Genomic DNA, 24,634 nt, shown 5'->3' with positions numbered 1-24,634 from the left:
GAAAAATTGAGTGCAAAATGTTTGTTGAAGGAAAAATAAAAAAATACGATACAGAAAGAGGTTTTGGCTTTATTAAGGTAGATGGTCATCAAACTGATGTTTTCTTCCATATCAAAGATTTTCCAAAAGCATCTGGTGAACCTAAAATTGGTGAAAAACTAAAATTTTTGATCGTTGAAGATAATAATGGAAAGTTTAAAGCTGCAAATATTGTGCGCTTAGATCAAAAACAAGCATATATTGATTATCCAAACTATGCCAACAACTCATCTACTCAAAATAAATCGGTCTCACAGCAAAAACATGCAAATCATAAAGGTATGACTTTTATGATTATTGGCTTGATTGTGATTGCAATTTTAGGAGGATTAGTTTTCAAAAAATATCAGTCGTATGCAGAATCAAAAGAATTAAAAACAGCACAGCTGATTGCAGAGCAGAAGAAAATTGTGCAACAGCAACGAGATGCTTTGGGTGAGCTGCCGGAAATTAAATTATCTCAAAAGACAGAAAACGCTCTGCAAGCCTCAACATCTGTTCCTGTCATGAATAACCAATCACAACAATCGACAGCGAATCAGACTCAATTTAAATGTGATGGACGCCAACATTGTTCGCAAATGAGATCACGTGAAGAAGCAGAGTTCTTTGTGCGCAATTGTCCTAATACCAAAATGGATGGTGATAATGATGGTGAACCGTGTGAGAATGATTCGAGATGGTAAATTAAAAAGATCAGATTTAAATCTGATCTTCACAAAATTGTAGAAAGGCTTTTAATCCTGGTCCCTGATATTTTTGACGGTGTACCAGCATATAAAGTGGTCTTGTCAGTTGCCAGAACGGTGTGTCAAGGATGACCAATTGACCTTTTTCAGCTAAAGGCTCAATCGCCAATCTTGATACACAGGACATCCCAAGCCCACCCGCTACAATTTTTAAAATTGCTTCGTTATGACCTAAGGTCAAACGAATATTCGCATCAGGAACATCTTGTAAAATTGCATTGTCAAAAACTTCACGTGTACCAGAGCCTTCTTCACGTAAAATCCATTCAACATTTAGAAAGTCAGCAGGGCTTAATGCACGTTGAATTTGAGCAAGAGGATGTGAAGGTGCACAGCAAACGGCTAATTCATCATCACGCCAGTGAATACACTGTAATTGTGGCAAATGACAAGAACCTTCAATTAAAGCCAAATCCAGTTGGAATTGATTGACTGCTTCAATCATTTGACGAGTATTACCTACTTGTAATTGTAAGTGTGCCTGTGGGTGTTTTTGTAAGAAATCAGCCATTAAATCAGGCATCAAGTAGTCGCTGATTGTGAGCGTTGCTCCCAATCTAAGGTCAATACTTTGTAATTCACCTTTGGCTGCTTGCTCAAAAGATTCACAGCGACCTAATATTTCTAATGCTTGTGGCAATAAAAAGCGTCCCAAATCATTAAGCTGTAAACGCTTGCCGAGTCGATCGAACAATGGCGCACCAAGACCATCTTCTAAATCAGCTAAAGCCATACTTGCTGCACTTTGAGTAAGTCTAACAGCATCACTGGCTTTGGTTACGGTTCCTTCCTGAGCGACCGCCACAAAAACAGCCAATTGGCGTAAGGTCATTCGCATGTTATATAGCCTTAGTGTTTTGAGTATCCATCAAATATTCGATCATGCTAACATGAGCATACTGTTTCGTGCCACGTTCAAATCATGTCAATTGAAAAATTTACCGTAGAAAAGGTTTTATCTGTACATCGTTGGGCTCACAATCTTTTTAGTTTCACGATGACGAGACCCGCCCATTTTAAATTTACAGCAGGTCAATTTGCTCGTATTGGGTTGATGGTAAATGGTGAATTGGTGGTTCGTGCATATTCAGTCGTTTCTTCACCTTTTGATGAAAATCTGGAATTCTTTTCTATCGTTGTACCTGATGGTGCGTTTACTTCAAACCTTCAACATCTTGAAACCGGTGATGAGTTATATCTCGACAAAACTGCGTATGGGTATTTAACTTTAGCTCGCTATCAATTACCTTTAGCTCATGATTTATGGTTATTAGCCACAGGTACTGGATTGGCGCCTTTTTTATCTATGCTCCAAGATTTTGAAACGTGGACGAAATATCAGCATATTCATCTTATATATAGTGTGAGATCTACAGCTGAACTGGCTTATGTAGATCGTATACAAGAGCTTGCTGAGAGCTTTGGTGAAGGGCATACAGGGTTCAAATTTGTACCAATTATTACCCGTGATCCAAATGCGACCCTACATGATCGTTTACCTATTTTGATTGAAAATGGTGAGCTAGAAAAAGTGGTTGGCCTATCACTCAATCCTGCTACTAGCCATGTGATGTTATGTGGTAATCCACAAATGGTAGAAGATACCAAGGATGCATTAAAACAACGTGGACTGACGATGAATCGTCGTGGTGAGGGAAATATTGCTGTAGAGAACTATTGGTAATAGGTACGCATGGATATGTTATTAGTGAACAAACATATCCATAAATTCGCGGATTTCTTGAATTGCGGTATCAACATCTGTATTCAGCCATGTGGGCTCAAAAAGTCCAGTGTAGTGCTCTAAGCGATCATGGGGAACAACCAGTCGAACTGGGCAATCTTCTTCAAGTAAGCGCCAAGGTAAAATCGGAACTTCATTGTCGAGAAATGGTTGTACATTCCGAATATCGATAATCATTGCATTAATGCAATCAGGTAAGGGCATAACCGAGAATTCTTCAGTACGTCGACGGAAATATTCTAGATCACCCCACTTTAAAATATAGCTTGGTTTATTGAACTCGATAATACCAATCAAATGTTCATCGCGTGTGTGATGTAAAAAACATTGATGTGTGACATCAGTGTCTAAATCTAGAGAAACACTTTGTTGGCTATAGGACATACAGTAATTAAAAACAGAACAGAAACGTGACAGAGGATTATAGCTTATTTTTATCATTTTCTAAACCGCCTATATTTTATACAAGAATGCAAATAATAAAAAGTAGAGTTATGCAAACAAAACAACGATAGTGCGAAGCTTTGTCACACAATGCAACACAGTCCATTGCTAATATAAAGGTCTAAGCAATAAAAGGATGAGGGCAAACTATGATGCATGATTTTAGTAAGCCACAGCCTCATGTGGCCAGTAAAGAAGAAATAGCAAGGAAAAGGAAATTACCAGTCTATATGCTCATTATCGTAGGGCTGTTCTTGCTAGCATTATTAATTTTTATGGTTGCAGACCATTCGAATAAACCTACTGCACAAGTGATCATGTCACAGTTGCATTCGGTCCTTTTAAATGCGTAAGCAATCTATCTTAGACCAAACCTAATCGATTTAACGAGCTCATTGGTGTGAACTAATGGGCTTTTTTTGCAAAATTATGCGTAATTTTTGTTGTATTAGTGATGCTGTTCGTTGATTGAGAATTAAACAAAAATTATGGTCTAGATATCCATTCGTGATGTTCTCTTAACAGAATGAGTTTGGGTAGCTGTATTTGACTTAAAAAACACATAAAAGGATAACATGACATGAATGAAATTTTTAGTGATCCATCCCAAAGAGGGAGATTTGATGCAATGTATTATTGGGATCAATTTCAGCCAATATTAGCCGCAATTGTTATTCTACTGGTGGGTTGGATTATTGCCCTAGTGATTGCAGCAGGCGTGAAAAAGTTATTACAAAAATTTGATACCAATCATAAATTGTCATCGGCGACTGGTAGAGCGCCCAATATAGAAAGTCTCATCTCCAAACTTGTATTTTGGTTTGTGATGATTTTGGCCGTTGTTGGTGCATTAAATGTCTTAAATATTAGTGGTGTAAGCGATCCATTTAGCAATATGGTTGGTCGTGTACTGGCTTATATTCCAAATCTGTTAGCTGCTGTTGCCGTCGGATTTATTGGTTGGATTGTTGCACGTTTGGTGCGTCTAGGCTTGACCAATGTATTATCCAAAACTCAGTTAGACGATAAGTTAAGTAGTGAAGTTGGTGTTAGTTCACTGAGCAGTAATATTGCTGAGATCTTTTATTGGTTAGTTTTATTATTATTCTTGCCGATTGTTTTATCTATTCTCGGTTTAACTGGGCTACTTGTTCCTGTGCAGAATATGGTAAATGAAGCAATTGCATTCTTACCGAATCTATTCATTACAGGCGTAATCATTTTTGTTGGTTATATTTTAGCGAAAATCGTTCGTGGTATTGTTGAGGGCTTAACCAATAGCTTAGGTTTACAGGCTCAAGCAGCAAAGATCGGATTATTTAAAAATTCAAGTGTTTCTAAATTCTTAGGTTCATTTGTATTTGCAATTATTATCATCACAGCATTAATTGTGGCATTTGAAGCATTGGGTGTTGAAGCAATTTCACAACCAGCAACAGCGATGTTGAATGAAATTATGCATGCAATTCCACAAATTATCGCGGCTGGATTGATTTTAATCGTGGCTTATGTTGTATCGAGATTTGTTGGACGTTTGGTCGCTGAATTAATATCAGGTGCTGGTGTTGACGAAGTTCCGATGAAACTGGATGTACAACGTTTTCTTGGACAAACACGTGTTTCTGATATCGTTGGCTATTTGATCGTGTTCTTTACTATGTTATTTGCTGTTTCTGAAGCAGCGAATCGCTTAGGTTTAGAACAGGTGAGTGGCTTGATTGCCATGTTTATCCAATTCGGTGCAGACATTTTACTCGGTGCTGTGATCTTGGTCATCGGTTTTTGGCTTGCAAATGTGGTTGCGAATGTCGTGCAACGTGGTGAATACAACAGCTCACGTTGGTTAGGTAATCTAGTTCGCATTTTGATCATGGGCTTAGTCATTGCGATGGGTCTAAAAGCAATGGGTATTGCCGATTCGATCGTTAACTTGGCATTTGGTTTGACGTTGGGTTCTGTTGCAGTTGCTTTTGCATTGGCATTTGGTTTAGGCGGTCGTCAACCCGCTGAACGTTTATTGACAGATTTATTGGATAAAGCAAAAACCGAAGCTAAGCAACCAAATCCAATTCATCAAAATCAACCTACAATCAGTACCAATAACAATCCAACTCCTCCTTCATCTCCATATTCAGATGAATAGAAAAAATAATCTTTGATTTTTTTGATCAATTCGACCACTCTTAACAGGGTGGTCGTTTTGTTTTTTCAATAAATAAAAAGTCTATAGGAGAATTAAATGAAGAAGCCTAACCGCGTATTTGCACCGATTATTATTGCTGGAATCACTGTAGGATTTTTGGCAAGTGCATATAAATTCGTGATTGCAAAGTCTGGCACGAGCAAAGAAAAATCAACATCAAATAGCTCGCAATCCTCTTCTGTTGAAGCAGCGAATTCTCCTGAGCATCACTCTTAGTTCATCAAATGATCTGCTCAATTTGAATTTTCTAGACGAATTGAGCAGCGGCTTGTGCTGATGACCACGCCCATTGGAAGTTATATCCCCCAAGATGACCTGTTACATCGAGAACCTCTCCAATAAAGTACAAGCCTTTTTGTTTTTTACTTTCCATGGTTTTGGAGGATACCTCGCTGGTATCTACGCCACCGAGAGTCACTTCTGCAGTTCGATAACCTTCTGTTCCTGATGGTTTGACAGTAAAAGCATGTAATTGTGCCGCAATGTGCTCAAGTTGAGCATCGCTGATATTGCCAATCGCAGTTTCACTGTGATCCGCCCAAATGAGTTGCTGTAACTCAACAACGATACTTTTTGCAGTGAACTCATTCAGTAAAGTTCTGAGTAGAACTTTAGGTTGTAATTTTTTCTTGGCTTTGAAAAAATCCAATAAATCTTGGCTTGGGAAAAAGTCTATTTTAAAACTTTCTCCAACATGCCAATAATTGGATAATTGCAAGGAGCTTGGACCACTTAAACCGCGATGGGTAAATAAAAGTGCTTCAGTAAATTGATGACGATCGTTGATCAAGGTTGCATCTAATGCATTACCACTTAAGCGAGTGGTTACCTCTTTAAACTGATCTGAAAAAGTAAAGGGAACAAGACCAGCACGGGTTGGAAATACATGATGTCCGAACTGCTTTGCCAGTTCATAGCCAAAACCTGAACCGCCTAATGTTGGAATCGATAGACCACCAGTGGCAACTACTAACGACTCACAGTGATAAGTGCCTTGATTGGTTTCAATAATAAAACCTGAATCTGCTTTATTTTTTACCTGTTCAACTTCGCAGTGTGTTTGAATTTCAACGTGCTTTGATTTGCTACATTCTGAAAGTAACAATTCAAGAATTTCTTTAGAGCCTTTCAACGTGAAGAGCTGACCATGTTTACGTTCTTCGTATTCAATGCCATATTCACAGACCAAACCAATAAAGTCCCAATTGGTATATCTTGTTAAGGCAGAAATCACAAAATGAGGATTTTCTGAAAGATAGTTGGAAGGCTCCACCTCTAAATTGGTGAAGTTACATTTACCACCACCTGACATCAGAATTTTCTTACCGACTTTATTGGCTTTTTCAAGTACGACGACTGAACGTCCACGTTTGCCTGCTTCAGCAGCTAACATCAAGCCCGATGCACCTGCACCTAAAACAACCACATCAACTTGATGAACCATGAGCATTACTCGATAGAATACGAAAAGCGGGCAATTATAGAAGATTTAAAGCCTTTTGAGTATGTCGATTGTTTGATTAAAAAATATGCCTTTAAAATCAAGGCATGCTATAAAGTTGAATTCTATAGAGGGGTAAAAATAATGAACGATAAAATATTTTTAAACGATATTCAGCCCAACAACCAAGATCAACTAAGACAATATACTTTAATTGCCTATGGTTTATATGCAGCCAGTATTTTTGTGGGTTTGACCAGTATTGCAGCTGTCATCATGAACTATATGAAACGAAATGAAGTACAAGGTACGTGGTTGGCGAGCCATTTTGAATGGCAAATCAAAACCTTTTGGTTCACGCTCATTGGTGCTGTGATTGGTTTCGTATTGTCATTTGTCCTCATCGGCATTCCAATCTTGTTTGCGGTGTCGATTTGGTTTATTTATCGCATCGTAAAAGGTCTTGTGGTGTTTATGGATAATAAACCAATCGCTGATGGATGGTTTTAAGCCGTTAGAATCAGTAGATCAAAAGTCACTTCAGGGTGACTTTTATTTCATGCGTCCTTGTAGTCCACCTGTATGAATCGCTAAGATTCTCGTATTCACAGGGAAGTTCCCTTGTTGAATTAAATCAAATAATCCCATCATCATTTTAGCTGTGTAGACCTGCTCTAGTGGAACAGCATATTGTTGTTCGAATTGCTGCATAAATTGCAGCAGTTCAGAATTGGTTTTGGCATAACCACCACAACAATATTCATCTGTTAAAGACCAGTTGGTTTTATTGGTCCATTGTTGAATATCGTGCTTGAGAAAATCACCTTTAAGTGCCGAAAAGCCTAAAATATGTTGCTGATCTGAACTACTTTCGATGATCCCTGCAATCGTGCCACCTGTACCGACAGCACAACAAATCACATCATAATTTTCTCGATCATCAGCAGACAGAATTTCTTTCGTGCCTTGTATCGCAAGGTCATTAGTCCCACCTTCTGGAATAATCCAAGTATTTGGATAACGCTGTTTTAATTGTTGTAAATACTCAAGTTCATGGCGAAGTCGGTATTCAGCTCGACTGACAAAATGCAGTTGCATACCAAAATCTTGTGCGGTTTGCAGGGTTGGATTGAACGCTTGTTTAGCTAACTCCTCACCACGAATAATGCCAATACTTTGAAAACCAAAATAATGTGCTGCATAAGCTGTTGCAGCGATGTGATTAGAGTAAGCCCCGCCAAAGGTTAGCACTTGATTCAAATTTTGTTGCTTTGCTGCAAGCAGATTGTATTTCAGTTTAAAAAACTTATTCCCTGAAATCTGAGGGTGAATGAGATCAAGACGTTTCACTGTCAATTGCACAGGAAAGGGAAGGTCTAATGTTTGATAAGGAGTTGGAAAAGCAATGTGATCAAACATTGGAATAAACAAAAATTGGATTTGATCACATTGTAAATGTATTTGATTGAGAATGTCAGTGCTGCATTAAGAGTCGGTATCTACAGAGCTAATCACGGACATACCAGGACGTAAATTTTCGATGCCTTTTTGGTTTGGATCTATCGCAATACGCACTGCAATCCGTTGCACCACTTTAGTAAAGTTACCTGTGGCATTATCAGGTTTTAGTACGCTAAATTCGGAACCAGCCGCAGGGGAAATTTGCTCTACATGTCCTGTGAATTTCTGATGATTCATGGCATCCACAGTAAAATACGCTTTTTGCCCAATTTTCATATTGGCAATTTGCGTTTCTTTAAAGTTCGCAATCACCCATGTTTGTTTCGGGATTAAATACAATAATTGTGTTCCTGCTGCCACGTATTGACCTACTCGTGGATTGACCTCACCGAGTTGACCATCTAATGGTGCAACAATCGTGCTGTAATCCTTTGTGGTATTGGCTTGATCCAATTGCGCTTGAGCACTATTCACTTGTGCTCTTAGTCCAGCTTGCGCGACTTGTGCTGTTTTTAATGCTTCTTGTGCAACGAGGATATTCGCCTGCGCTTGTTTGAGCAAAGCTAGATTATTTTGTACATCCGCAGCCGCTTTATCTTGTTCAGATTTTGATGCTGCACCGCTATCTCCAAGTTGTTGATAGCGTTTAAGTTGTGCGATGGATAAGTCGTATTGCGCTTTGACTTGATCAAGTTTGGCTTGCGCTGCAACCACATCAGCTTGGCGTTGGGCGATGGCTTGAGTTTGATTGGCTAGACTATTTTCTGCTTGTTCTACACCTGAGACAGCCTGCGTGACTTTTTGATCATAGGTGGTTGCATCAATATGCATCAACACTTGACCTTGTTTGACCTGATCAAAGTCCTTGACCAATACATCCTTGATATAGCCATTAATCTGTGAGGAAAGAATGGTAGTTTTGCCTTTCACATAGCTGTTGTCAGTTTGCTCAATCGCCGTATGAAATGGACCAATTCGCCACGCCCATAAAATAATGGTAATCCCCACAATTAATACTAAAAGCATCCACCATAAGGTAGAGCGTTTGGTTTTAATCAATTTACTGGTTGTAGGTGGCGGTGGTGGTGGCATTTTTGGCACGGACTCAACTGCTTTGTCAGACTGAGCATGATTATTCTGCTCAGCGTTTTCGATCTTGGAGCTTTCAGGTTTCTCTTGTTCAGACATAATTTTTTCTCAATCAAATACAATAAAATTAATTTGCTGTTTGCAAGCTTCTATGGGTTTTGTACTTATTACGAGCATATTTAAATAAGCCCCAAAGCAGCAAAATAACGGCAAAGATGCCATTTAAGGCAATCACATCGTTATAGGCACGAACCTGAGCTTCACGAGTCACCACCTTATTTAAATTCTGTAGGGCTTGATTGTTTTGTAAAACAGGGTCATTCGTTGTGAGCATTGAACTATGTTGATAACTTTGCAAACGCTGTGCGACAAGGGGATCGGTAGGATCGAGATTTCTACTAATCTCAACTTTATAATCATAAGTGTGGCGTTGCTGATAGGTATTGAAAAATGATGAACCGACTAAACCACCAAAGTTTTGCGTAGCTGAGAACAATACAATAAAGGTCACGACATATTGAGGACCACGTTGTAAGGTACGCATAAAACCCATCAATAGCAGTGGACCAATAAATACGCCCCCTGCAAAACTCACCAAGAACTGGCTTCGATAAAAGTTTGCAGGTCGTACATCACTGGTCAGGTGATAATCCAAAGCACAGGCGATCAGAATTAAAATTTCAGCCAGAAATAAATTTAAAATTAAACGCTCACGATGAAATGTCAGCGCACTAAATACCGAACCTGCAATCGTTCCACAGAAAATAACCACATAAAGCGGAACAAATTGATCAGGACCCATACCAACAGTTTTTAGAAAATTGACCGCAGCGTAGCTTTGTTCAGACATTAATAGTCTGAGCGCAAAGGCACTGACGATGAAACTCAAAAGATCGCCTGTCGCCAACCAACGTGTCATGATCAGTGGATTGCGACGATAATGTTCATAAGTCAAACCAAACACAATTAAACAAAAACCGACGATCAAGGTATAGGCTAACCAAGGGCTATCAAACCACCAGTGAATAGGCCCTTGTGTTAATACGATACACAGGCAGGCGAAACCCGGAGCGAGCAGTGCAAAGGTAAAAAAGTCTTGTTTCTCAAAAACCGCGAGACGCATACTTCGAGGCAGCTTTAAAGCTACCACCATTGCAAAACAACAAATTGCCAAACCCAGTTCAAAGGTATAAATCACATCCCATTGATTGGCGCTTAGTAAAAACGGCGAGATAATCCAAGCCAAAGGCAAACCGAGTTGCTGAAAGCCGAAAGCCAAATAAATCCCTTTTGCCATATCTGCTTTACCAAAAGCTTGCATGGTGTAATACATACCCAATGAGCTAAGTGGAGCAGCGGCTAAACCTGCAATAAAGCGGACAAATAAAGCCATTTCATAGGTTTTGACAAAGATGTGTAAGACCAACACACCAATGAATACTAATAATCCAATTTCTGAAAATAGTCTTAAGCCATATTGTTGCCGAGCTTTAAATAAGATCAAATTTGAACTGACATTTGCCATCACATAAGCAGCAGGTAACCAAGCTGCTTGTGATGGTGTGAGACCATACTCACCTTGGAAAATTGGTAAATTAGCGACAATAAAACCATTACTTAAACTGGCAGCAATACAAATAAATAGTCCAATAAAGAAATATGCAAAACGTTTTGGCTTTGCATGTGCGATAGCCGCAGGAGAGCCGGGTAGCGTAGGGCGTTCATCGGCTGACCAATCGGGTGGAGTTTCAAGATAGCGAGGGCTGTTATCCATATTATTCCTCGAACTAAATTTTGATGCCGCTTAATAATAATTCTATTGCACGTTTTGCCAGTCGCACTTGATCAGAAGTAGGATGTCCTTGAAACGAAGAGCCTAAGATCGCCGTAATCATGCCAAAGTCTTGTGGGGTCAGATCAGGGCGACACAATTGATGCGCTATGGCTTTATCAATTAAAGGTTGTAATGCTTTATCTCGTCGCTCATAAATGTTTAGCATGATTGGGTCTTGGCGATCAATGATACGCCAGTAATCAATCAGTACGATCAGATGAGGGAGTTGTTCAATATGCCCTTCAATCAAACGAATAAAACCATCATTATATTCGAGTAGAGCGGATGCTCTCTGTTCTAAGCGCATCATCGCTTGATCAAGTAGGGCAAACATGAGTGCTTTGCGATCAGCGAAATTACGATAAAAGGTTGCTCGTCCTACGCCTGCATGATCAATAATCGCTTGTAATGGCACATGTACACCTTGAGCCCGAAATACCTCTTCTGCTGCATGAAGCAATTCTTCGCGGTTATGAGCAGCTTGTTGAACACGTTTATTCATTATTGAACTTGCTAGGTATATAAATTGGATAAGAGTTATTTAACGGACAAACTTGTCCGATGTAAATAAACGATCGATATCTGATTTGTTTATATTGAGTAATAGGGGTAAATTGGTTTGTGTAGCAACAAACTTATCGTATTAAAAAATAAAACAATTTGATTTTGAAAATTTTAAGGTAGGTTTTATATGCAAGCCTTTATGCATCGATTTTTTCGTGGTTTAAAACATCGTCCATACTTATCCGCAACTTTTGCTTTGGGCTTCGTTATCTTTTTTGTGCTGCAAGCATTCAGCTCATGGCATTGGGCGACACGGCTACAAATTGGCTGGAATACTGCAATCTGGCTATATTTGTTTATGATTCTAAAGATGATGTGGCGTTTAGACCCAGAGCACATCTTAGAGAGAGCAAAGCAACAAGATGAAGGGAAGTGGATGATACTTACGGTTGCTTTAATTGCAATCGTTGTTTGTTTTATTTCGATTGCTGTGCAGCTCAGTCATGTTCCCAAAGATCAAGCAATCATTAAAACGATTCTGATCTTGCTAACGATAGGAACTATTTTCTCATCGTGGTTGTTACTGCATACCTTGTTCGCTATTCATTATGCACATGACTATTATCTTGCGAAAAGCCGTCAAGTCGATGGGGGCTTGGATTTTCCAAAAACAGATCAACCTGATTATCTCGATTTTGTCTATTTCAGCTATATCATTGGCACTTCTGCACAAACCGCAGATGTTTCTATTACCAGCTCACAGCTTAGACATCTGAATATTTTTCATTGTGTTTTAGCTTTTATTTTTAATACAGTGATTTTGGCGGTTGCAATCAATGTGGCAGCGAGTCTGATCGGTTTTGGCTAATTAACAATGCTTAATGAATCTATAAGGTGATTTTTATTATTTAAAATAGTGAAATAGTGGAGTAAATACTTAATCTTTTAGCTGGCTAAATAAGAAATGTAGATGATTGGTTTTTTATTTAATAGTTCATCTTGGCTCTGTATTTTTGATGGTTTTTTTATATAAGTTATTTGGTTTTTATTATTGTTTTTAATTAATTTGTTGAATTGTAAGATTTTATCTATGCACTGTGATTTGTAAAAAATAGTATCTTGTATGAGTCTTTTTCGCATAAAATATTTGCTAGAAAATTATTCTAATTTTGAGGTTTATCTTGGAATCAATATTGATTTTAGGCTCGATTACATTGGCATTGATGTTAGGTGCGATTAGCCCTGGTCCGACATTTATTTATGTTGCAAAAAACTCGATTGCGATTTCACGTAAACATGGTTTATTTACTGCGCTTGGCACAGGTACGGGTGCAGCGTTGTTTGGTTTTCTAGCTGTGATGGGATTACAGGCGATCTTACTTGCAGTGCCTTCAGCATATTTGGCTTTAAAAATCTTTGGTGGTCTGTATTTACTTTGGCTCGCATATAAAATTATTAAACATGCTAAAGAACCAATGGCATCAACGGAGGGTGCAGTTCATAACATGAGCTATGCACAAGCTTTTCGTTTAGGTCTTATCACGCAGTTGAGTAATCCTAAAATTGCAATCGTGCTTGCCAGTATTTTTACTGCTTTATTACCTAAAGAAATTCCAACTTATTTCTATGTGGTGTTGCCAATTTTGTGTTTCTTTATTGATGCAGGTTGGTATTCTCTAGTGGCTGTTGCATTGTCAGCAGAAGGACCACGTAAAGTTTATTTAAAATCTAAAGCTGTTTTTGATCGTATCGCAGGTGGTGTCATGACCTTGCTTGGATTGAAGTTGATCTTTGGAATGAAGTGATACCGTAAAAAAGCGACTATGGAAGTCGCTTTTTATTGCCTAAAATCAGCTCATTTGTCTTAATCTTTAAAATGTACAGGAATCCATTGATAGCTCTTTCCATCTGCTGAATAAATATGTCCAATGCCGGGGAACGGTAAATGTGGAGCGGCAATGGTTTGTCCATTTTTAGCAAAATTTGCGAATTGCTTTAAACGTGTTTCAACTGCTTTTTTCGGGTCTATATCGTATTCGATTGCCGTTTCAGGTTTATCAAATTGCACAGTATGTGAATGGACGATATCTCCAATAAACACCACGTTTTCATCTTTGGTTTTTAATTCATAACTAAAATGCCCAGGTGTATGTCCCGCCGTGTTAATGACTTTAAAACCTTGAATGTCATCACCGAGTTTATAGGTTTTAAAGCGTTGTTTGGCTTGGTAAGGCGCAATCGCTTGTTTAATTTTCTCAACCGTGCCTGAGTAATTGGCTTGTTTATCTTTTGGTAATTTTGCCGCTTGTTTGGGATCTAGCCAATATTTTGCTTCATCATCAGATACATAGACTGTCGCATTAGGGAAATTGGCAACGCCATCTTTACTGATTCCACAGACATGATCGGGATGTAGATGTGTGAGTAGAATGGTATCGACTTGTTCAGGTTGATAGCCTGATGCTTTTAGGTTCGTTAAAACTGAACCTAAATGAGCACCAAAACAACTAGCTGCACCGCTATCCACTAATACTAGAGATTTTCCTGTATTAACGAGGAAGGCATTTACTGAGGTTTGTACGCCTTTCTCTTGATTTGCATAGTATTTCTTTAAAATCTCGTGAACTTGTTGTTGTGGAATATCTTTAAACAAGCTTGGTGACATGAAGTTTGTACCATCGAGCAGGGCAGTGATCTGTACGTCACCAGCTTGATATTGGTAGTAACCAGCAACTTGTTTTTGTAGGGAGATGGTGGATTCAGCAGCTTGGATGGTATGGGCTGTGGTGCTTAGAGCGAATACGAGGAATAGGGGGGTAAATGTTTTCATGGGGTTCTTATAAGTTTTAAAGGGATGGGTATTTTTTATCATACTTAAATATAAATTTTAAAATTTTTTGAAAGCTCTTTTTCTTGCGCCACATATGGCTCAGGGAAAAGGTTGGGATGAAGGTTATATACTATAGCTGAATACTTAATTTATTATCACACCTAAAACCATAGGAAATTAGGTTTTACAGATGTTTCCATGTGCTAGTGTTTTTAGAATTTAGCTATATTTACCTTACTTTTGACGTATAAGAAATTCAACTTCGTAAGGTAACATTCCAATATTGATTTAATAATGGATTCTCCCCATGGGGAAGGGTCGGGGTGAGGGAAATCCCAAAAACAAAAAAGCCCCTACAACGTAGAGGCTTTTTTACAACTAAAAATTATTTTTTACATTCTGGCTGTGAACGGTCAATTACTTGAGTACCTTCAACACGGTAACCAATCTGCCCCACAATAAATGCTTGATTCAATTGAGTAATAACAACATCAGATAAAGCCACAGCACAACGATCTTTTTCAATTGCACGATCTACCGCTGTTTTGAAGTTAGGAATACCTAATGGGAATAAAACTACCGGAACCTTATCTTCACCTGTGACACGCTCACCCTTCACAAATTGGTTTGAGTTCAAGTTATAGTTCTTCGTAGAAGCTACAGTCATGTCTGCCATACGAACTGAACAGCCTGTAAATGCAATTGTTGACATCGCTAGAACTGAAACTAGTAATTTTTTCATGCATACCCCGGATAGTTATAAAAAATAAAAAGCGCTTTTATTTTATCGATATATTTTTTTAAAACAAGAAAATAAATTATATAAATGGTATAAAAAAGCCCCTACAACGTAGAGGCTTTTCTCATCTTAGATTTAAAATCTTAAGAAACTTTATCACCAGCTTTAGCACCAGATTCAGGTGAAATCACCCAAACACCTTCACCATTACCCGCTGCAAGTACCATACCGTTAGAAATACCAAAACGCATCTTACGTGGCGCAAGGTTAGCCACCATCACCACCAATTTGCCTTTTAAGTCTTCGGGCTGATAAAACTCACGAATACCACTAAACACATTGCGTGGTTCAGCTTCACCAACATTTAAAGTAAGTTGAAGTAATTTATCAGAACCCTCGACAGTTGAAGCTTCTAAAACTTCAGCTACACGTAGGTCAACTTTCATAAAGTCTTCAATACCAATAATTTCAGCTTCACCCACTTTAGGCTCAGGCTTCTTCTCAGCTTTCTTTTCTTTTTTCTTTTCCACTTTTGGTGTTTCTGCCGCAGCAGCTAAAGAGTCTTTAGATGCATCAACCATTGCAGCAACTGCTTTAGGATCAACACGCTGCATCAGTGGTTGGAATTGTGCAATTTTGTGTGCAACGAGGATTTGCTGACGTGATGCAAAGTCAAAGCTTTCAAGTTGTAAGAAAGACTGAACTTGAGTCGCAAGTGTTGGAAGAACAGGAGCCAAGTAAATTGCAAGCTGACGGAATAAGTTGATACCAACTGAGCAAACATCATGAACTTGTTGTTCTTGACCTTCTTGCTTCGCAAGCGCCCACGGTTTTTTCTCATCAATATATTGATTCGCTTTGTCTGCAAGTGCCATGATTTCACGAATAGCAGCAGAGAATTCTCGTGCTTCGTAGGCTTGAGCAATTGAATCTCCTGCATCAATAAAGCTTTGAACCAATTCAGGTTCATCGCATGTGCTTGAAAGTGTATTATTGAAATTGCTGTTAATGAATTTTGCACAACGGCTGGCAATATTCACTACTTTACCGACAAGGTCAGAATTCACTTTCTGAACGAAGTCATCCAAATTCAAATCCGAATCTTCAACTTTGTCTGAAAGCTTAGAAGCAAAGTAATAACGTAAATATTCAGGATTCAAGTGCTGTAAATAAGTTTCAGCTTTAATGAATGTACCGCGAGACTTCGACATCTTCTGACCGTTCACCGTTAAGAAACCATTTACGAATAAACCAGATGGCGTGCGATAGTTCGCACCTTCAAGCATTGCAGGCCAGAACAGTGCATGGAAGTAAACAATGTCTTTACCAATGAAGTGATAAACTTCTTTGTCGCTGTCTTTTTTCCAGAAATCATCAAAGCTTAGATCAGGGCGTTTAGTTTTGATGTAGTTTTCAAAACTCGACATATAACCAATCGGAGCATCTACCCAAACATAGAAATATTTGTTTGGAGCATCTGGAATTTCAAAACCGAAATAAGGCGCATCACGCGAAATATCCCAATCTGATAAACCCGATTCAAACCATTCATCTAGCTTGTTGGCAATAGACAATGGTAAACGACCTTGATCACGTGTCCATTTCTGTAAGTATTCTGAGAAATTCGGTAGTTTAAAGAAATAGTGATCTGATGATTTCTCAACTGGCGTTGCACCACTCAATGTTGAGCGTGGGTTTAATAACTCGGTCGCGTTATAGGTTGTACCGCAGACTTCACATGAGTCGCCGTATTGATCTTCCGCTTTACATTTCGGGCACGTGCCTTTAATGAAACGATCAGACAAGAACATGCCTTTTTCAGGATCAAATAATTGTGTGACAGGGCGAACAGCGATATTGCCTGCTTCACGGTTTTTAATATAAATCTCAGATGCACGTGCTTTGTTTGCATCGCTATGAGTTGAATCATAATGATCGAAATGCACACCAAAACCATCAAAATCACGAATGTGTTCTTTCTGAACATTGGCAATTTGCGCTTCAGGGCTAATGCCATTCGCTTCAGCACGTAACATGATCGCTGTGCCATGAGCATCATCCGCACATACGTAAGTCACGTCATGACCCATTGCACGCATCGCACGAACCCAAATATCTGCTTGGATATAACCGAGTAAGTGACCCATATGGATAGGACCATTGGCATAAGGAAGGGCATTGGTGACTAAAATTTTACGCACGGATATTGTTCTCTCATTCGTATTTACAAGGTGGATGATTTTACATGACTTAAGAGCGACTTGCACAAGGGAATCGGTGAAATCTTTTTAGCCTGAAGGGAATCTTATTTTGAAACTTCATACAAGCTTCACTTTGGCTTCAATCAAAGTACATCTGTTTGATCGAGAATAATCACAATATCAAAGAGAGGAAAATAAAAATGAGGTCTTGGTCATTAGTTTTTTCATCAGTCTCAGCCAGTTTAGTTTCTGTTTTTAGTTTTGTGATTCCATTTTGTTTGTTCTTAAATTATCGACAGAATCATCTGCTTCATGTAGTCAGTGATGGCATGGAAGTTATGATGTATTTGACCCCAATCCTCATCGTTTTGGCTTTTATCTTTTATCTGATTGTTTTTGCAGTATTGAAACTGCCCACTCAGATTTTTGATTCATACCAGTTTTTAAAAATAAGTTTTGTGATCTTAATTGCTTGGGCTTTACTGGTCTTAATGATTCTGTTCGAAGATCAAGTGAACCACATTGATTTTTCAACTTTAAAAATTGGTGTTGTGATGTATTTCATGATGCTGCCGATTTTGGCTTTGAGTTGTATGGGGGCGAACAGTTGTTATTTTGTGATGAATAAAGTAAATCAAAAGAAGAACATGATCTTATTTTGATTAAAAAAGTATGTATCCCAAAGGATTACATACTCTGCATCTGCTTAACGGTAACACTTTGCTTAGCGTTCTTTCTTAAAGAGATGATTTTCCCTTTAGATAAGAAATGGATGTGATAGCTTTTTAAACTATTGGTTTTTGGATCAACTGTAATTTCGGCAAAGAGTGGCGTTTGCCAAAGCTCATCACTTCCTAAAGTTCCCAACCAAGCTTGGGCTTTAATTACAGCGGTAAATTCATCTTTAACTTGTAGATCGCTAATACTTAATTCACTGCACCAATGAACGGTCTTTGGGAATTCAACTTTTGAAAATTTCCAACAAATTGAAAGTGCCAAACTTGTTGCGATTCCAGCATAATCGTTGCTTTCATTATGAATGACAGGAAGTAATTGTTCTGCCAAATCACCTTCAAAAGAATCAATCATGCTTTGGATTCTTCTTTTACTCGAAAGAATATAGTTCAGGCGCTTTTGTTGAGCTTGCAGTTCATTTTGAATTTCTAGAAGTTCATTTTCATTCATATATAAAGCTTTATAAGTCAGGTTAATTTCACGATAGCGCAAAAGTATATCTGATCTAATTCCCTATATTGTGAATAGTTTTTAATACAAATTTAATGGTTCTAAAAATGATCGAAACACCAAGACTGATTTTACGCCAATGGCGAGACACGGATTATTTACCTTTTGCAGAGATGAGTGCTAATCCAGAGGTTATGCGGTATTTTCCAAAAGTTTTAACGCGCGCTGAAAGCGATGTATATATAGATAAATTAAAGGCAATTATTGAAAAACAGGGTTGGGGCTTTTGGGCAGTAGAATTAAAACAGACTCAACAATTGATAGGCTTGGTAGGATTACATGATCAACCCACACAGTTTTCATTTTCGCCTTGTGTTGAAATTGGCTGGCGCTTAGATCAACCATTTTGGGGCAAAGGTTATGCAAAAGAAGCAGCAAATGCAGCCTTAGATTTTGCTTTTAATCATTTGCAGCTTGAAACTGTTGTGTCTTTTACCACTTTAGAAAATCTGCGATCACAAGCGCTTATGCAAAGCTTAGGGATGAGGAAATTAGTAGAATTTCAACATCCTGCTCTAGCTCAAGATCATCCATTAAGTTGGCATGTATTGTATGAGATTCAGCAGTCTGCTCGTATCAAGTAATTTAGTTGTGTTATGCATTTATATGATTTTTATATATGAAAATTCAAATGGTTATTAATCAGCAATAAATTTGAATCATCCTGTATCCCATTTGTTTCAATTTGCAGCAAACACGATAAGTGTAGGTAGAATCTTGTATAACTGTAATAGAAATCAACGACAGCTTTTACGAAATAACAAGAGGAACAAGACATGAGTAATGACAAAATTGATCAGTTAAAACAGTTCGCAGCAAAAGATTTAGAGCAAACCAAAGCAGACTTTCAGCAGGCTAAAGATAAAGTCAGCGAGCTTGGAAGTGATATCAAACAAAAAGGTCAGGAAACTGTGGAGGATGTAAAAAACTTCGCAGCGAAAGATATTGATCAAACTAAAGCTGATTTACAGCAAGCTAAAGATAAAGCCAATGAGTTGAAGCAAAAAGGCGAGCAAGCTTTAGATGATTTAAAGACCAATGCAAGCGATCAATACGGTGAAAGTAAAGCTGCATTATCAGCTAAAGCAGATGAGTTAAAAGAAAAACTGGCGGATACTCAACATGCTGCCAAAGAGAAATTAGATCACTTAAAAGAAGAGGCAACGCATAAATTAGAAGATGCAAAAGCCAAAGCAGCTGAGTTAAAAGATGAGGCAGCTGCAAAATTTGATGATCTGAAAGCTCAAGCTAGCAGCAAGTTAGATGATTTAAAGAAAGCTGCCACTGATACGATCAATAAATTCAAAGGCTAATCACGATAAAGCTTTAACAATCGACGCTGATAGGCAAAGATAAATTGCGACATAAAATTGAGCAATTACGGTCTTTGATATGAGCGTCGAATCTCCAATACTGCTAAACTAACCACATTCAGTGAGTATGATCAGTTTTTGGAGTACAAAATGTCGTGGCTTTCTTCCTTAAAATCCGTTTTTTCGCCTGCGCAAGAAGTGAAGGAAGATGAAATCCAAACAGTCCTTCAAAATTATATTCTTCCAAACTCTGAAAATGCCTTGAAAGATCGTATCAGCCAAGTTAATGTTCAAGGTCGCATCCTACAGCTCACGATCAATACATTTCCTGAAGAAAAAGATCATTTACAACAAATCCATGATGAACTTGCAGATGCCTTAGAAAAGTGTGGTATCCAAGAACTCAATCTGCATATTATTCAGCAGAAACATGCTGCCCATGGCGAGGCGGGACATAGTTGTTCATCTAAACCAAAAGCACAAAACACCAACCTTCCTCCAGTGATGGATGCATCTCCTAAAGCTGAAGCTGACCCAAATAATCCTCCGATTGAGAAAGCTGCACCACAACAACGAGATGTTGCTCCACATCCACGTATTCAAAACGTAATCTTGGTATCGTCGGGTAAAGGTGGTGTAGGTAAATCAACCACAACTGTGAATCTTGCGCTCGCATTGCAAAAACTCGGTTTAAAAGTTGGGGTGTTGGATGCAGATATCTATGGTCCAAGTATTCCAACTATGTTGGGCAATGCTGGTCGTACACCACAGATTGAAAATGAACATTTTGTTCCTTTAGATGCTTATGGTATGGCCGTGATTTCAATCGGTCATTTGATTGGTGCGCATAACACTCCTGTAGCATGGCGTGGCCCTAAAGCCACTGGCGCATTGATGCAGTTATTTAATCAAACTCTGTGGCCAGATTTGGATGTATTGGTTATCGATATGCCACCAGGTACTGGCGATATTCAATTAACGCTTGCACAGCGTATCCCAGTGACTGGTGCGGTAATTGTTACTACACCGCAAAATGTTGCCTTAATGGATGCGGTAAAAGGGATTGAATTATTTAATAAAGTGAATATTCCTGTACTCGGTGTGATTGAGAATATGTCAACACATGTTTGTTCTAACTGTGGACATGAAGAGCAAATATTTGGTACGGGTGGTGGTGATCAGCTTTCTGAACAATATGACATACCTTTACTAGGTCGTTTACCTTTAGATGCAAAAATCCGAGAGAATGCCGATAATGGTAAACCAAGTGTCATCGCACAAGATGTCGCTTCTGAAAGCTATATCAATATTGCGGAAAGTGTCTTAAAACAGATGGAAAAACTTCCAAAACGTCAGAGAGATGACAAGCGCATTTTCTAACTGATGGTTATTTTAAGTTCGGCCCAACATTTCGTTGGGCTTTTCTTTGTTTGATGTTGAAAATATATCGTTTGGTAAAATATGGCATGAGAGTTGCTTCATCACTATTTTATTTTCGAGTGATGATATGAAGTCCGTCAAAAGAGCTGTAAGTATTCTGGGATTGTGTAGTGCATTTTTACTGAGTGCTTGTAATGGTGATGATTCTCCAAAAGAGACAGAGCAATTAGAAACTAAATTACAACCCATCGTGATCCAAGGTGCTTTACCTGTCGAATCTGAACGTATGGCATCAAAATTAGATAACGTCAGTGTTGAAACAGTGGGTGGATGGAAGTTTTGGAAAGGAACTTATAAAGGTTATCCAGTGATCGTGTCCAAAACACGTATGGGCATGAGTAATTCTGCCGCAGCTACAGCACTTGCAATTGAGCGATATAAACCAATTGCAATTATTAACCAAGGTACATCAGGCGGGCATGATCCTGCTTTAAACGTGTTTGATATTGTATTAGGTAAATACACGACAAATATTGGTGCGTTTAGAACACCAAGATTACCGATAGGGAGTGGTTCAAACTCATTGGCATGGACAGAGGCATTTGATGTGTTACCAGAAGATGAGTCTGACCCTGAACCGATTGCGATACGCAAATTTGAAGGTGATCAACAGTTACTGATCGCTGCACATAAAGCAAAAGCTTCTTATAGCAAAGGGAATGTGGTTGAGGGAACGATTGGTTCAGCAGATGTTTGGAATAATGAGCTAGATCGAATCCAGTTTTTCCATAATAATTATCAAACTTCTGTAGAGGAGATGGAGGCAGCTTCCGTCGCACAGATTGCACATCAGTTTAATGTTCCATTTTTAGGTATAAGAATTTTATCTAATAATATTACCAATAATGGTGCATATAATCCTGCTACGGGTGAGGCATGTCAGGACTATGTACTTGATGTGGTTGAACAATACATGAAACAACAATTGGATAAAAACTAAAGATTTAGAAGAAATCAGCTACATGATTTCTTCTTGATTATTTTGAATTCTATTTTTCCAGTTTTTAATAACAAACCAGCGCCATAAGAGGTGAGTTGCACAATAAAACAATAAAGCAAACAGAATGGCTTCTATTACTAAACCTGAAATTAAAATTTTTGCCAGACTCAAGTCTATATGCCCATGCCCAAAGTTTTTTAACCAATTGATGATTTGATGTAGCACACCCAATAACATCTCTTGATCAATCATATTGACATTATAAATCTTAGTTCCAAACCAAAAGCCTAAATAAAGTATAGGAACTACAGTGAGAGGATTGGTCAGCCATGCCATACACAGTCCGATCGGCAAATTAACCTCAAACCATAGGATTGTCAGAATAATAAATAAACTATGGAAAGGTACAGGTAATATGCCCCAAAAGGTGCCAATAAACATCGCTTTGGCAACAGAGTGACGATTCACATACCAAAGTAAAGGATTTAAGGTGCTTTCCCCAAAAATGCGCATAAACTTGAGTTGAGCAACTTTCTCTGATGAGGGAAGCCACTTATGAAAAAATTGCTTAGGCATAAAATATTGGCGAGTAGAAGAATGGAAATAGTGTGATCAACTGATTATAAAATAGCACTTTTTGCTTAGGCTTAGCTTAAATTTCATGCTACATCTTAATCTAATCAGTAAAATGTTATTCAAAAATTCACGGTAATCGTACTTTAAATATACATAGATATCTAGGTGACTGTTCAGTAGCGAGCTACTTGAAATTTATAAAGATGAAATAAAATAAATAGTTAAATAATTGTAGTGAAATTAACGTTATAAGTGCTTACAGTTATTTTTTGCTATAAAATTGTAATTGGATTAATCTCAGAGAATCCTTTAGTGTGGTCATTCAATGATTTCATGGTTTTTCATTGGTTTAGTTATAACCATATTATTTACTCCTGGCCCAACCAACACATTATTGGCATCATCTGGTGTTCAGGTTGGTGTACGCAAATCACTTTTACTTATTCCGGCTGAAGCATTGGGTTATATCGTTGCTATAACAGCTTGGGGTATGTTGATTGGCAAAGTATCAACAGCTTTACCATTACTTCCTACCTTTTTAAAATTAATGAGCGCTGGCTATATCTTGTATTTGGCGATTAAGCTTTGGCGTACAGCGAATCAACAAGTGGCATTAAATCAACCAACTATTCGCCCACGTGAATTATTGTTTGCTACGCTTTTAAATCCTAAAGCGTTGTTGTTTGCTTCTGCTATTTTTCCAGCAGTTGCATGGAAGAGCCAAGATATCTACTTAGCGCATATGAGTGCTTTTGTTGGTTTGATTCTGCCGATTGCTCTGTTTTGGATTTCTGTCGGAGCCATGTTGGCGACCAATAAGGTTAAATGGCTTTCACAATCAAAATTACAACGTACAGCATCTGTCGTGCTTATTAGTTTTTCAATCCCGATTAGCTATTCTGCATTAATCAATTTATAAAGTATCTTTGCTATTCTGCCTATTGGGATAGCAGTCTTATTTTCATTAATGATGATTTACGTTAAAGTACCTGCCAATCATTAATTTAGATTTTGGAAAAAAGTCATGGCAATAAAATCTGATCGTTGGATTCGTGAAATGAGCGAAAAACACGGCATGATTGAACCTTATGCAGAGAATCAAGTTCGTTATGGTGAAAATGGCGAAAAGTTGATTTCTTATGGGGTGTCGAGCTATGGCTATGATGTTCGATGCGCACGTGAATTCAAAGTATTTACCAACGTTCATTCAGCGATTGTTGACCCTAAAAACTTTGACGATAAAAGTTTTATTGATATCGAATCAGACGTTTGTATTATCCCACCAAACTCATTTGCCCTAGCGCGTACCATTGAATATTTCCGTATTCCTCGAAATGTACTTACTGTTTGTTTGGGTAAGTCGACTTATGCACGTTGCGGTATTATTGTAAATGTGACGCCGTTAGAGCCTGAGTGGGAAGGTCACGTTACTTTAGAATTTTCCAATACTACAAACTTACCTGCGCGTATCTATGCGGGTGAGGGTGTCGCACAAATGCTTTTCTTTGAAAGCGATGAAGTATGTGAAACATCATATAAAGATCGTGGTGGCAAATACCAAGGTCAGACAGGCGTGACTTTACCGAAGACCTAAATTAAAAAACCCATCATTTGTAAATGATGGGTTTTTTAATTTGATGATTTTTAAAAATTCTTCATTCATCATAAGAATTGTTCAGACGAATGAAGCTAGCAATTAATAAAAAATAAGATACAATCATTATAATTTGATTTGTTTTTGTACAGGATCACGGAAATTACTACTGCTATATAAGTGAGTATTCGATCAAACAGAAACAAGTAATAAAAAGAACATATGGAAGTTTTAACACGGAGGTCGTT

General features: G+C 38.2%; 27 protein-coding genes. 15 read left to right on the top strand and 12 right to left on the bottom strand.

What is annotated here, in order from left to right:
* Positions 1-17 precede the first annotated feature (17 nt).
* Positions 18-725, top strand: a complete 708-nt coding sequence (locus F948_RS04175) for a cold shock domain-containing protein (protein WP_004960305.1) — start codon at positions 18-20, stop codon at positions 723-725.
* Positions 726-741: 16 nt separating this feature from the next.
* Here F948_RS04175 and gigC read toward each other — a convergent pair whose 3' ends face one another.
* On the bottom strand, positions 742-1,626 hold the full coding sequence (gene gigC / locus F948_RS04170) for a LysR family transcriptional regulator GigC (protein ID WP_004914268.1): 885 nt from the start codon (positions 1,624-1,626) through the stop codon (positions 742-744).
* 84 nt (positions 1,627-1,710) lie between these two features.
* Here gigC and F948_RS04165 point away from each other — a divergent pair, with 84 nt between their 5' ends.
* Positions 1,711-2,472, top strand: a complete 762-nt coding sequence (locus tag F948_RS04165) for a ferredoxin--NADP reductase (RefSeq protein ID WP_004960302.1) — start codon at positions 1,711-1,713, stop codon at positions 2,470-2,472.
* Between the two features lie 21 nt (positions 2,473-2,493).
* On the opposite strand, the gene F948_RS04160 is transcribed toward F948_RS04165, so the two are convergent.
* Positions 2,494-2,916 carry a hypothetical protein gene (locus tag F948_RS04160; protein WP_005403158.1) on the bottom strand — a complete coding sequence of 141 codons (423 nt, stop codon included), beginning with the start codon at positions 2,914-2,916 and terminating at the stop codon, positions 2,494-2,496.
* A gap of 212 nt (positions 2,917-3,128) precedes the next feature.
* On the opposite strand from F948_RS04160, the gene F948_RS04155 reads away from it, so the two are divergent.
* The 3 genes from F948_RS04155 (at position 3,129) to F948_RS04145 (ending at position 5,395) form a co-directional block, all read left to right on the top strand.
* Positions 3,129-3,329 carry a hypothetical protein gene (locus tag F948_RS04155; protein ID WP_026057418.1) on the top strand — a complete coding sequence of 67 codons (201 nt, stop codon included), beginning with the start codon at positions 3,129-3,131 and terminating at the stop codon, positions 3,327-3,329.
* Between the two features lie 227 nt (positions 3,330-3,556).
* Entirely contained in the window at positions 3,557-5,119 is a 1,563-nt protein-coding gene (locus F948_RS04150) for a mechanosensitive ion channel (protein ID WP_004960299.1), read from the top strand.
* 96 nt (positions 5,120-5,215) lie between these two features.
* Positions 5,216-5,395 (top strand): hypothetical protein, encoded by a 180-nt coding sequence (locus tag F948_RS04145; RefSeq protein WP_004914255.1) that lies wholly within the window; start codon positions 5,216-5,218, stop codon positions 5,393-5,395.
* A 31-nt stretch (positions 5,396-5,426) separates the two neighbouring features.
* On the opposite strand, the gene F948_RS04140 is transcribed toward F948_RS04145, so the two are convergent.
* Positions 5,427-6,623 carry a BaiN/RdsA family NAD(P)/FAD-dependent oxidoreductase gene (locus tag F948_RS04140; RefSeq protein ID WP_004960294.1) on the bottom strand — a complete coding sequence of 399 codons (1,197 nt, stop codon included), beginning with the start codon at positions 6,621-6,623 and terminating at the stop codon, positions 5,427-5,429.
* Between the two features lie 141 nt (positions 6,624-6,764).
* On the opposite strand from F948_RS04140, the gene F948_RS04135 reads away from it, so the two are divergent.
* A complete protein-coding gene (locus F948_RS04135) occupies positions 6,765-7,130 on the top strand; it encodes a DUF4870 family protein (protein ID WP_004960291.1) in 366 nt (121 codons plus the stop codon).
* 42 nt (positions 7,131-7,172) lie between these two features.
* Here the strand turns inward: F948_RS04135 and F948_RS04130 are convergent, their stop codons facing one another.
* The 4 genes from F948_RS04130 to F948_RS04115 form a co-directional block, all read right to left on the bottom strand.
* Complete coding sequence (locus F948_RS04130; protein ID WP_004960286.1) at positions 7,173-8,039, bottom strand: 1-aminocyclopropane-1-carboxylate deaminase/D-cysteine desulfhydrase; 867 nt, start codon at positions 8,037-8,039, stop codon at positions 7,173-7,175.
* A gap of 66 nt (positions 8,040-8,105) precedes the next feature.
* Positions 8,106-9,173 (bottom strand): HlyD family secretion protein, encoded by a 1,068-nt coding sequence (locus F948_RS04125; RefSeq protein WP_228128835.1) that lies wholly within the window; start codon positions 9,171-9,173, stop codon positions 8,106-8,108.
* Between the two features lie 124 nt (positions 9,174-9,297).
* Positions 9,298-10,944 carry an MFS transporter gene (locus F948_RS04120; protein WP_004960273.1) on the bottom strand — a complete coding sequence of 549 codons (1,647 nt, stop codon included), beginning with the start codon at positions 10,942-10,944 and terminating at the stop codon, positions 9,298-9,300.
* A gap of 13 nt (positions 10,945-10,957) precedes the next feature.
* On the bottom strand, positions 10,958-11,506 hold the full coding sequence (locus F948_RS04115; protein ID WP_004960272.1) for a TetR/AcrR family transcriptional regulator: 549 nt from the start codon (positions 11,504-11,506) through the stop codon (positions 10,958-10,960).
* Positions 11,507-11,695: 189 nt separating this feature from the next.
* Here F948_RS04115 and F948_RS04110 point away from each other — a divergent pair, with 189 nt between their 5' ends.
* Together F948_RS04110 and F948_RS04100 are read left to right on the top strand one after the other, a co-directional pair.
* A complete protein-coding gene (locus F948_RS04110) occupies positions 11,696-12,376 on the top strand; it encodes a DUF1345 domain-containing protein (RefSeq protein ID WP_004952490.1) in 681 nt (226 codons plus the stop codon).
* 313 nt (positions 12,377-12,689) lie between these two features.
* Positions 12,690-13,313, top strand: coding sequence for a LysE family translocator (locus tag F948_RS04100; RefSeq protein WP_004960271.1), 624 nt, complete (start codon positions 12,690-12,692; stop codon positions 13,311-13,313).
* A 59-nt stretch (positions 13,314-13,372) separates the two neighbouring features.
* Here the strand turns inward: F948_RS04100 and F948_RS04095 are convergent, their stop codons facing one another.
* The 3 genes from F948_RS04095 to metG all read right to left on the bottom strand — a co-directional run bounded on the left by F948_RS04095 (position 13,373) and on the right by metG (position 17,278).
* Entirely contained in the window at positions 13,373-14,338 is a 966-nt protein-coding gene (locus tag F948_RS04095) for an MBL fold metallo-hydrolase (RefSeq protein WP_004960270.1), read from the bottom strand.
* A 385-nt stretch (positions 14,339-14,723) separates the two neighbouring features.
* Complete coding sequence (locus F948_RS04090) at positions 14,724-15,080, bottom strand: hypothetical protein (RefSeq protein ID WP_004960269.1); 357 nt, start codon at positions 15,078-15,080, stop codon at positions 14,724-14,726.
* A gap of 140 nt (positions 15,081-15,220) precedes the next feature.
* Positions 15,221-17,278 carry a methionine--tRNA ligase gene (metG, locus tag F948_RS04085; protein WP_004960268.1) on the bottom strand — a complete coding sequence of 686 codons (2,058 nt, stop codon included), beginning with the start codon at positions 17,276-17,278 and terminating at the stop codon, positions 15,221-15,223.
* Between the two features lie 200 nt (positions 17,279-17,478).
* On the opposite strand from metG, the gene F948_RS04080 reads away from it, so the two are divergent.
* Positions 17,479-17,940: a hypothetical protein gene (locus F948_RS04080; RefSeq protein ID WP_004960264.1), complete on the top strand. Its 462-nt coding sequence runs from the start codon at positions 17,479-17,481 to the stop codon at positions 17,938-17,940.
* Between the two features lie 25 nt (positions 17,941-17,965).
* Here F948_RS04080 and F948_RS04075 read toward each other — a convergent pair whose 3' ends face one another.
* Positions 17,966-18,463, bottom strand: a complete 498-nt coding sequence (locus tag F948_RS04075) for a hypothetical protein (RefSeq protein WP_026057416.1) — start codon at positions 18,461-18,463, stop codon at positions 17,966-17,968.
* A gap of 107 nt (positions 18,464-18,570) precedes the next feature.
* Here F948_RS04075 and F948_RS04070 point away from each other — a divergent pair, with 107 nt between their 5' ends.
* The 4 genes from F948_RS04070 (at position 18,571) to F948_RS04055 (ending at position 22,216) form a co-directional block, all read left to right on the top strand.
* Positions 18,571-19,107 carry a GNAT family N-acetyltransferase gene (locus tag F948_RS04070; RefSeq protein ID WP_017397498.1) on the top strand — a complete coding sequence of 179 codons (537 nt, stop codon included), beginning with the start codon at positions 18,571-18,573 and terminating at the stop codon, positions 19,105-19,107.
* Positions 19,108-19,299: 192 nt separating this feature from the next.
* Positions 19,300-19,836 carry a hypothetical protein gene (locus tag F948_RS04065; protein WP_004960254.1) on the top strand — a complete coding sequence of 179 codons (537 nt, stop codon included), beginning with the start codon at positions 19,300-19,302 and terminating at the stop codon, positions 19,834-19,836.
* Positions 19,837-19,986: 150 nt separating this feature from the next.
* Entirely contained in the window at positions 19,987-21,216 is a 1,230-nt protein-coding gene (apbC, locus tag F948_RS04060; protein WP_004960251.1) for an iron-sulfur cluster carrier protein ApbC, read from the top strand.
* Between the two features lie 127 nt (positions 21,217-21,343).
* The gene (locus tag F948_RS04055) at positions 21,344-22,216 is read left to right on the top strand and encodes a 5'-methylthioadenosine/S-adenosylhomocysteine nucleosidase (protein WP_004960250.1); all 873 of its coding nucleotides are present in this window, start codon (positions 21,344-21,346) and stop codon (positions 22,214-22,216) included.
* Between the two features lie 18 nt (positions 22,217-22,234).
* On the opposite strand, the gene F948_RS04050 is transcribed toward F948_RS04055, so the two are convergent.
* Positions 22,235-22,792 (bottom strand): DUF2062 domain-containing protein, encoded by a 558-nt coding sequence (locus tag F948_RS04050; RefSeq protein ID WP_004960247.1) that lies wholly within the window; start codon positions 22,790-22,792, stop codon positions 22,235-22,237.
* A 325-nt stretch (positions 22,793-23,117) separates the two neighbouring features.
* On the opposite strand from F948_RS04050, the gene F948_RS04045 reads away from it, so the two are divergent.
* On the top strand, positions 23,118-23,711 hold the full coding sequence (locus tag F948_RS04045; protein WP_004960244.1) for a LysE family translocator: 594 nt from the start codon (positions 23,118-23,120) through the stop codon (positions 23,709-23,711).
* A 105-nt stretch (positions 23,712-23,816) separates the two neighbouring features.
* A complete protein-coding gene (gene dcd, locus F948_RS04040) occupies positions 23,817-24,386 on the top strand; it encodes a dCTP deaminase (RefSeq protein ID WP_004914176.1) in 570 nt (189 codons plus the stop codon).
* Positions 24,387-24,634: the final 248 nt, after the last annotated feature.

Source organism: Acinetobacter junii CIP 64.5 (genome assembly GCF_000368765.1).
Classification (GTDB): domain Bacteria; phylum Pseudomonadota; class Gammaproteobacteria; order Pseudomonadales; family Moraxellaceae; genus Acinetobacter; species Acinetobacter junii.
Note: the sequence above shows the minus strand (reverse complement) of the source record. Positions and strands in the feature narration are given on the sequence as shown.

What these genes read in the sequence shown, in the direction of transcription:
- gigC (WP_004914268.1), bottom strand. Translation starts at nt 1,626, where the DNA reads ATGCGAATGACCTTACGCCAATTGGCTGTTTTTGTGGCGGTCGCTCAG.
- F948_RS04065 (WP_004960254.1), top strand. Translation starts at nt 19,300, where the DNA reads ATGAGTAATGACAAAATTGATCAGTTAAAACAGTTCGCAGCAAAAGAT.
- F948_RS04175 (WP_004960305.1), top strand. Translation starts at nt 18, where the DNA reads ATGTTTGTTGAAGGAAAAATAAAAAAATACGATACAGAAAGAGGTTTT.
- F948_RS04120 (WP_004960273.1), bottom strand. Translation starts at nt 10,944, where the DNA reads ATGGATAACAGCCCTCGCTATCTTGAAACTCCACCCGATTGGTCAGCC.
- F948_RS04125 (WP_228128835.1), bottom strand. Translation starts at nt 9,173, where the DNA reads ATGCCACCACCACCGCCACCTACAACCAGTAAATTGATTAAAACCAAA.
- F948_RS04160 (WP_005403158.1), bottom strand. Translation starts at nt 2,916, where the DNA reads ATGTCCTATAGCCAACAAAGTGTTTCTCTAGATTTAGACACTGATGTC.
- F948_RS04140 (WP_004960294.1), bottom strand. Translation starts at nt 6,623, where the DNA reads ATGGTTCATCAAGTTGATGTGGTTGTTTTAGGTGCAGGTGCATCGGGC.
- F948_RS04045 (WP_004960244.1), top strand. Translation starts at nt 23,118, where the DNA reads ATGATTTCATGGTTTTTCATTGGTTTAGTTATAACCATATTATTTACT.
- F948_RS04070 (WP_017397498.1), top strand. Translation starts at nt 18,571, where the DNA reads ATGATCGAAACACCAAGACTGATTTTACGCCAATGGCGAGACACGGAT.
- dcd (WP_004914176.1), top strand. Translation starts at nt 23,817, where the DNA reads ATGGCAATAAAATCTGATCGTTGGATTCGTGAAATGAGCGAAAAACAC.
- F948_RS04090 (WP_004960269.1), bottom strand. Translation starts at nt 15,080, where the DNA reads ATGAAAAAATTACTAGTTTCAGTTCTAGCGATGTCAACAATTGCATTT.
- F948_RS04095 (WP_004960270.1), bottom strand. Translation starts at nt 14,338, where the DNA reads ATGAAAACATTTACCCCCCTATTCCTCGTATTCGCTCTAAGCACCACA.
- F948_RS04150 (WP_004960299.1), top strand. Translation starts at nt 3,557, where the DNA reads ATGAATGAAATTTTTAGTGATCCATCCCAAAGAGGGAGATTTGATGCA.
- F948_RS04145 (WP_004914255.1), top strand. Translation starts at nt 5,216, where the DNA reads ATGAAGAAGCCTAACCGCGTATTTGCACCGATTATTATTGCTGGAATC.
- F948_RS04130 (WP_004960286.1), bottom strand. Translation starts at nt 8,039, where the DNA reads ATGTTTGATCACATTGCTTTTCCAACTCCTTATCAAACATTAGACCTT.
- F948_RS04110 (WP_004952490.1), top strand. Translation starts at nt 11,696, where the DNA reads ATGCAAGCCTTTATGCATCGATTTTTTCGTGGTTTAAAACATCGTCCA.
- F948_RS04080 (WP_004960264.1), top strand. Translation starts at nt 17,479, where the DNA reads ATGAGGTCTTGGTCATTAGTTTTTTCATCAGTCTCAGCCAGTTTAGTT.
- F948_RS04135 (WP_004960291.1), top strand. Translation starts at nt 6,765, where the DNA reads ATGAACGATAAAATATTTTTAAACGATATTCAGCCCAACAACCAAGAT.
- F948_RS04155 (WP_026057418.1), top strand. Translation starts at nt 3,129, where the DNA reads ATGCATGATTTTAGTAAGCCACAGCCTCATGTGGCCAGTAAAGAAGAA.
- F948_RS04075 (WP_026057416.1), bottom strand. Translation starts at nt 18,463, where the DNA reads ATGAATGAAAATGAACTTCTAGAAATTCAAAATGAACTGCAAGCTCAA.
- apbC (WP_004960251.1), top strand. Translation starts at nt 19,987, where the DNA reads ATGTCGTGGCTTTCTTCCTTAAAATCCGTTTTTTCGCCTGCGCAAGAA.
- F948_RS04165 (WP_004960302.1), top strand. Translation starts at nt 1,711, where the DNA reads ATGTCAATTGAAAAATTTACCGTAGAAAAGGTTTTATCTGTACATCGT.
- F948_RS04115 (WP_004960272.1), bottom strand. Translation starts at nt 11,506, where the DNA reads ATGAATAAACGTGTTCAACAAGCTGCTCATAACCGCGAAGAATTGCTT.
- F948_RS04055 (WP_004960250.1), top strand. Translation starts at nt 21,344, where the DNA reads ATGAAGTCCGTCAAAAGAGCTGTAAGTATTCTGGGATTGTGTAGTGCA.
- F948_RS04050 (WP_004960247.1), bottom strand. Translation starts at nt 22,792, where the DNA reads ATGCCTAAGCAATTTTTTCATAAGTGGCTTCCCTCATCAGAGAAAGTT.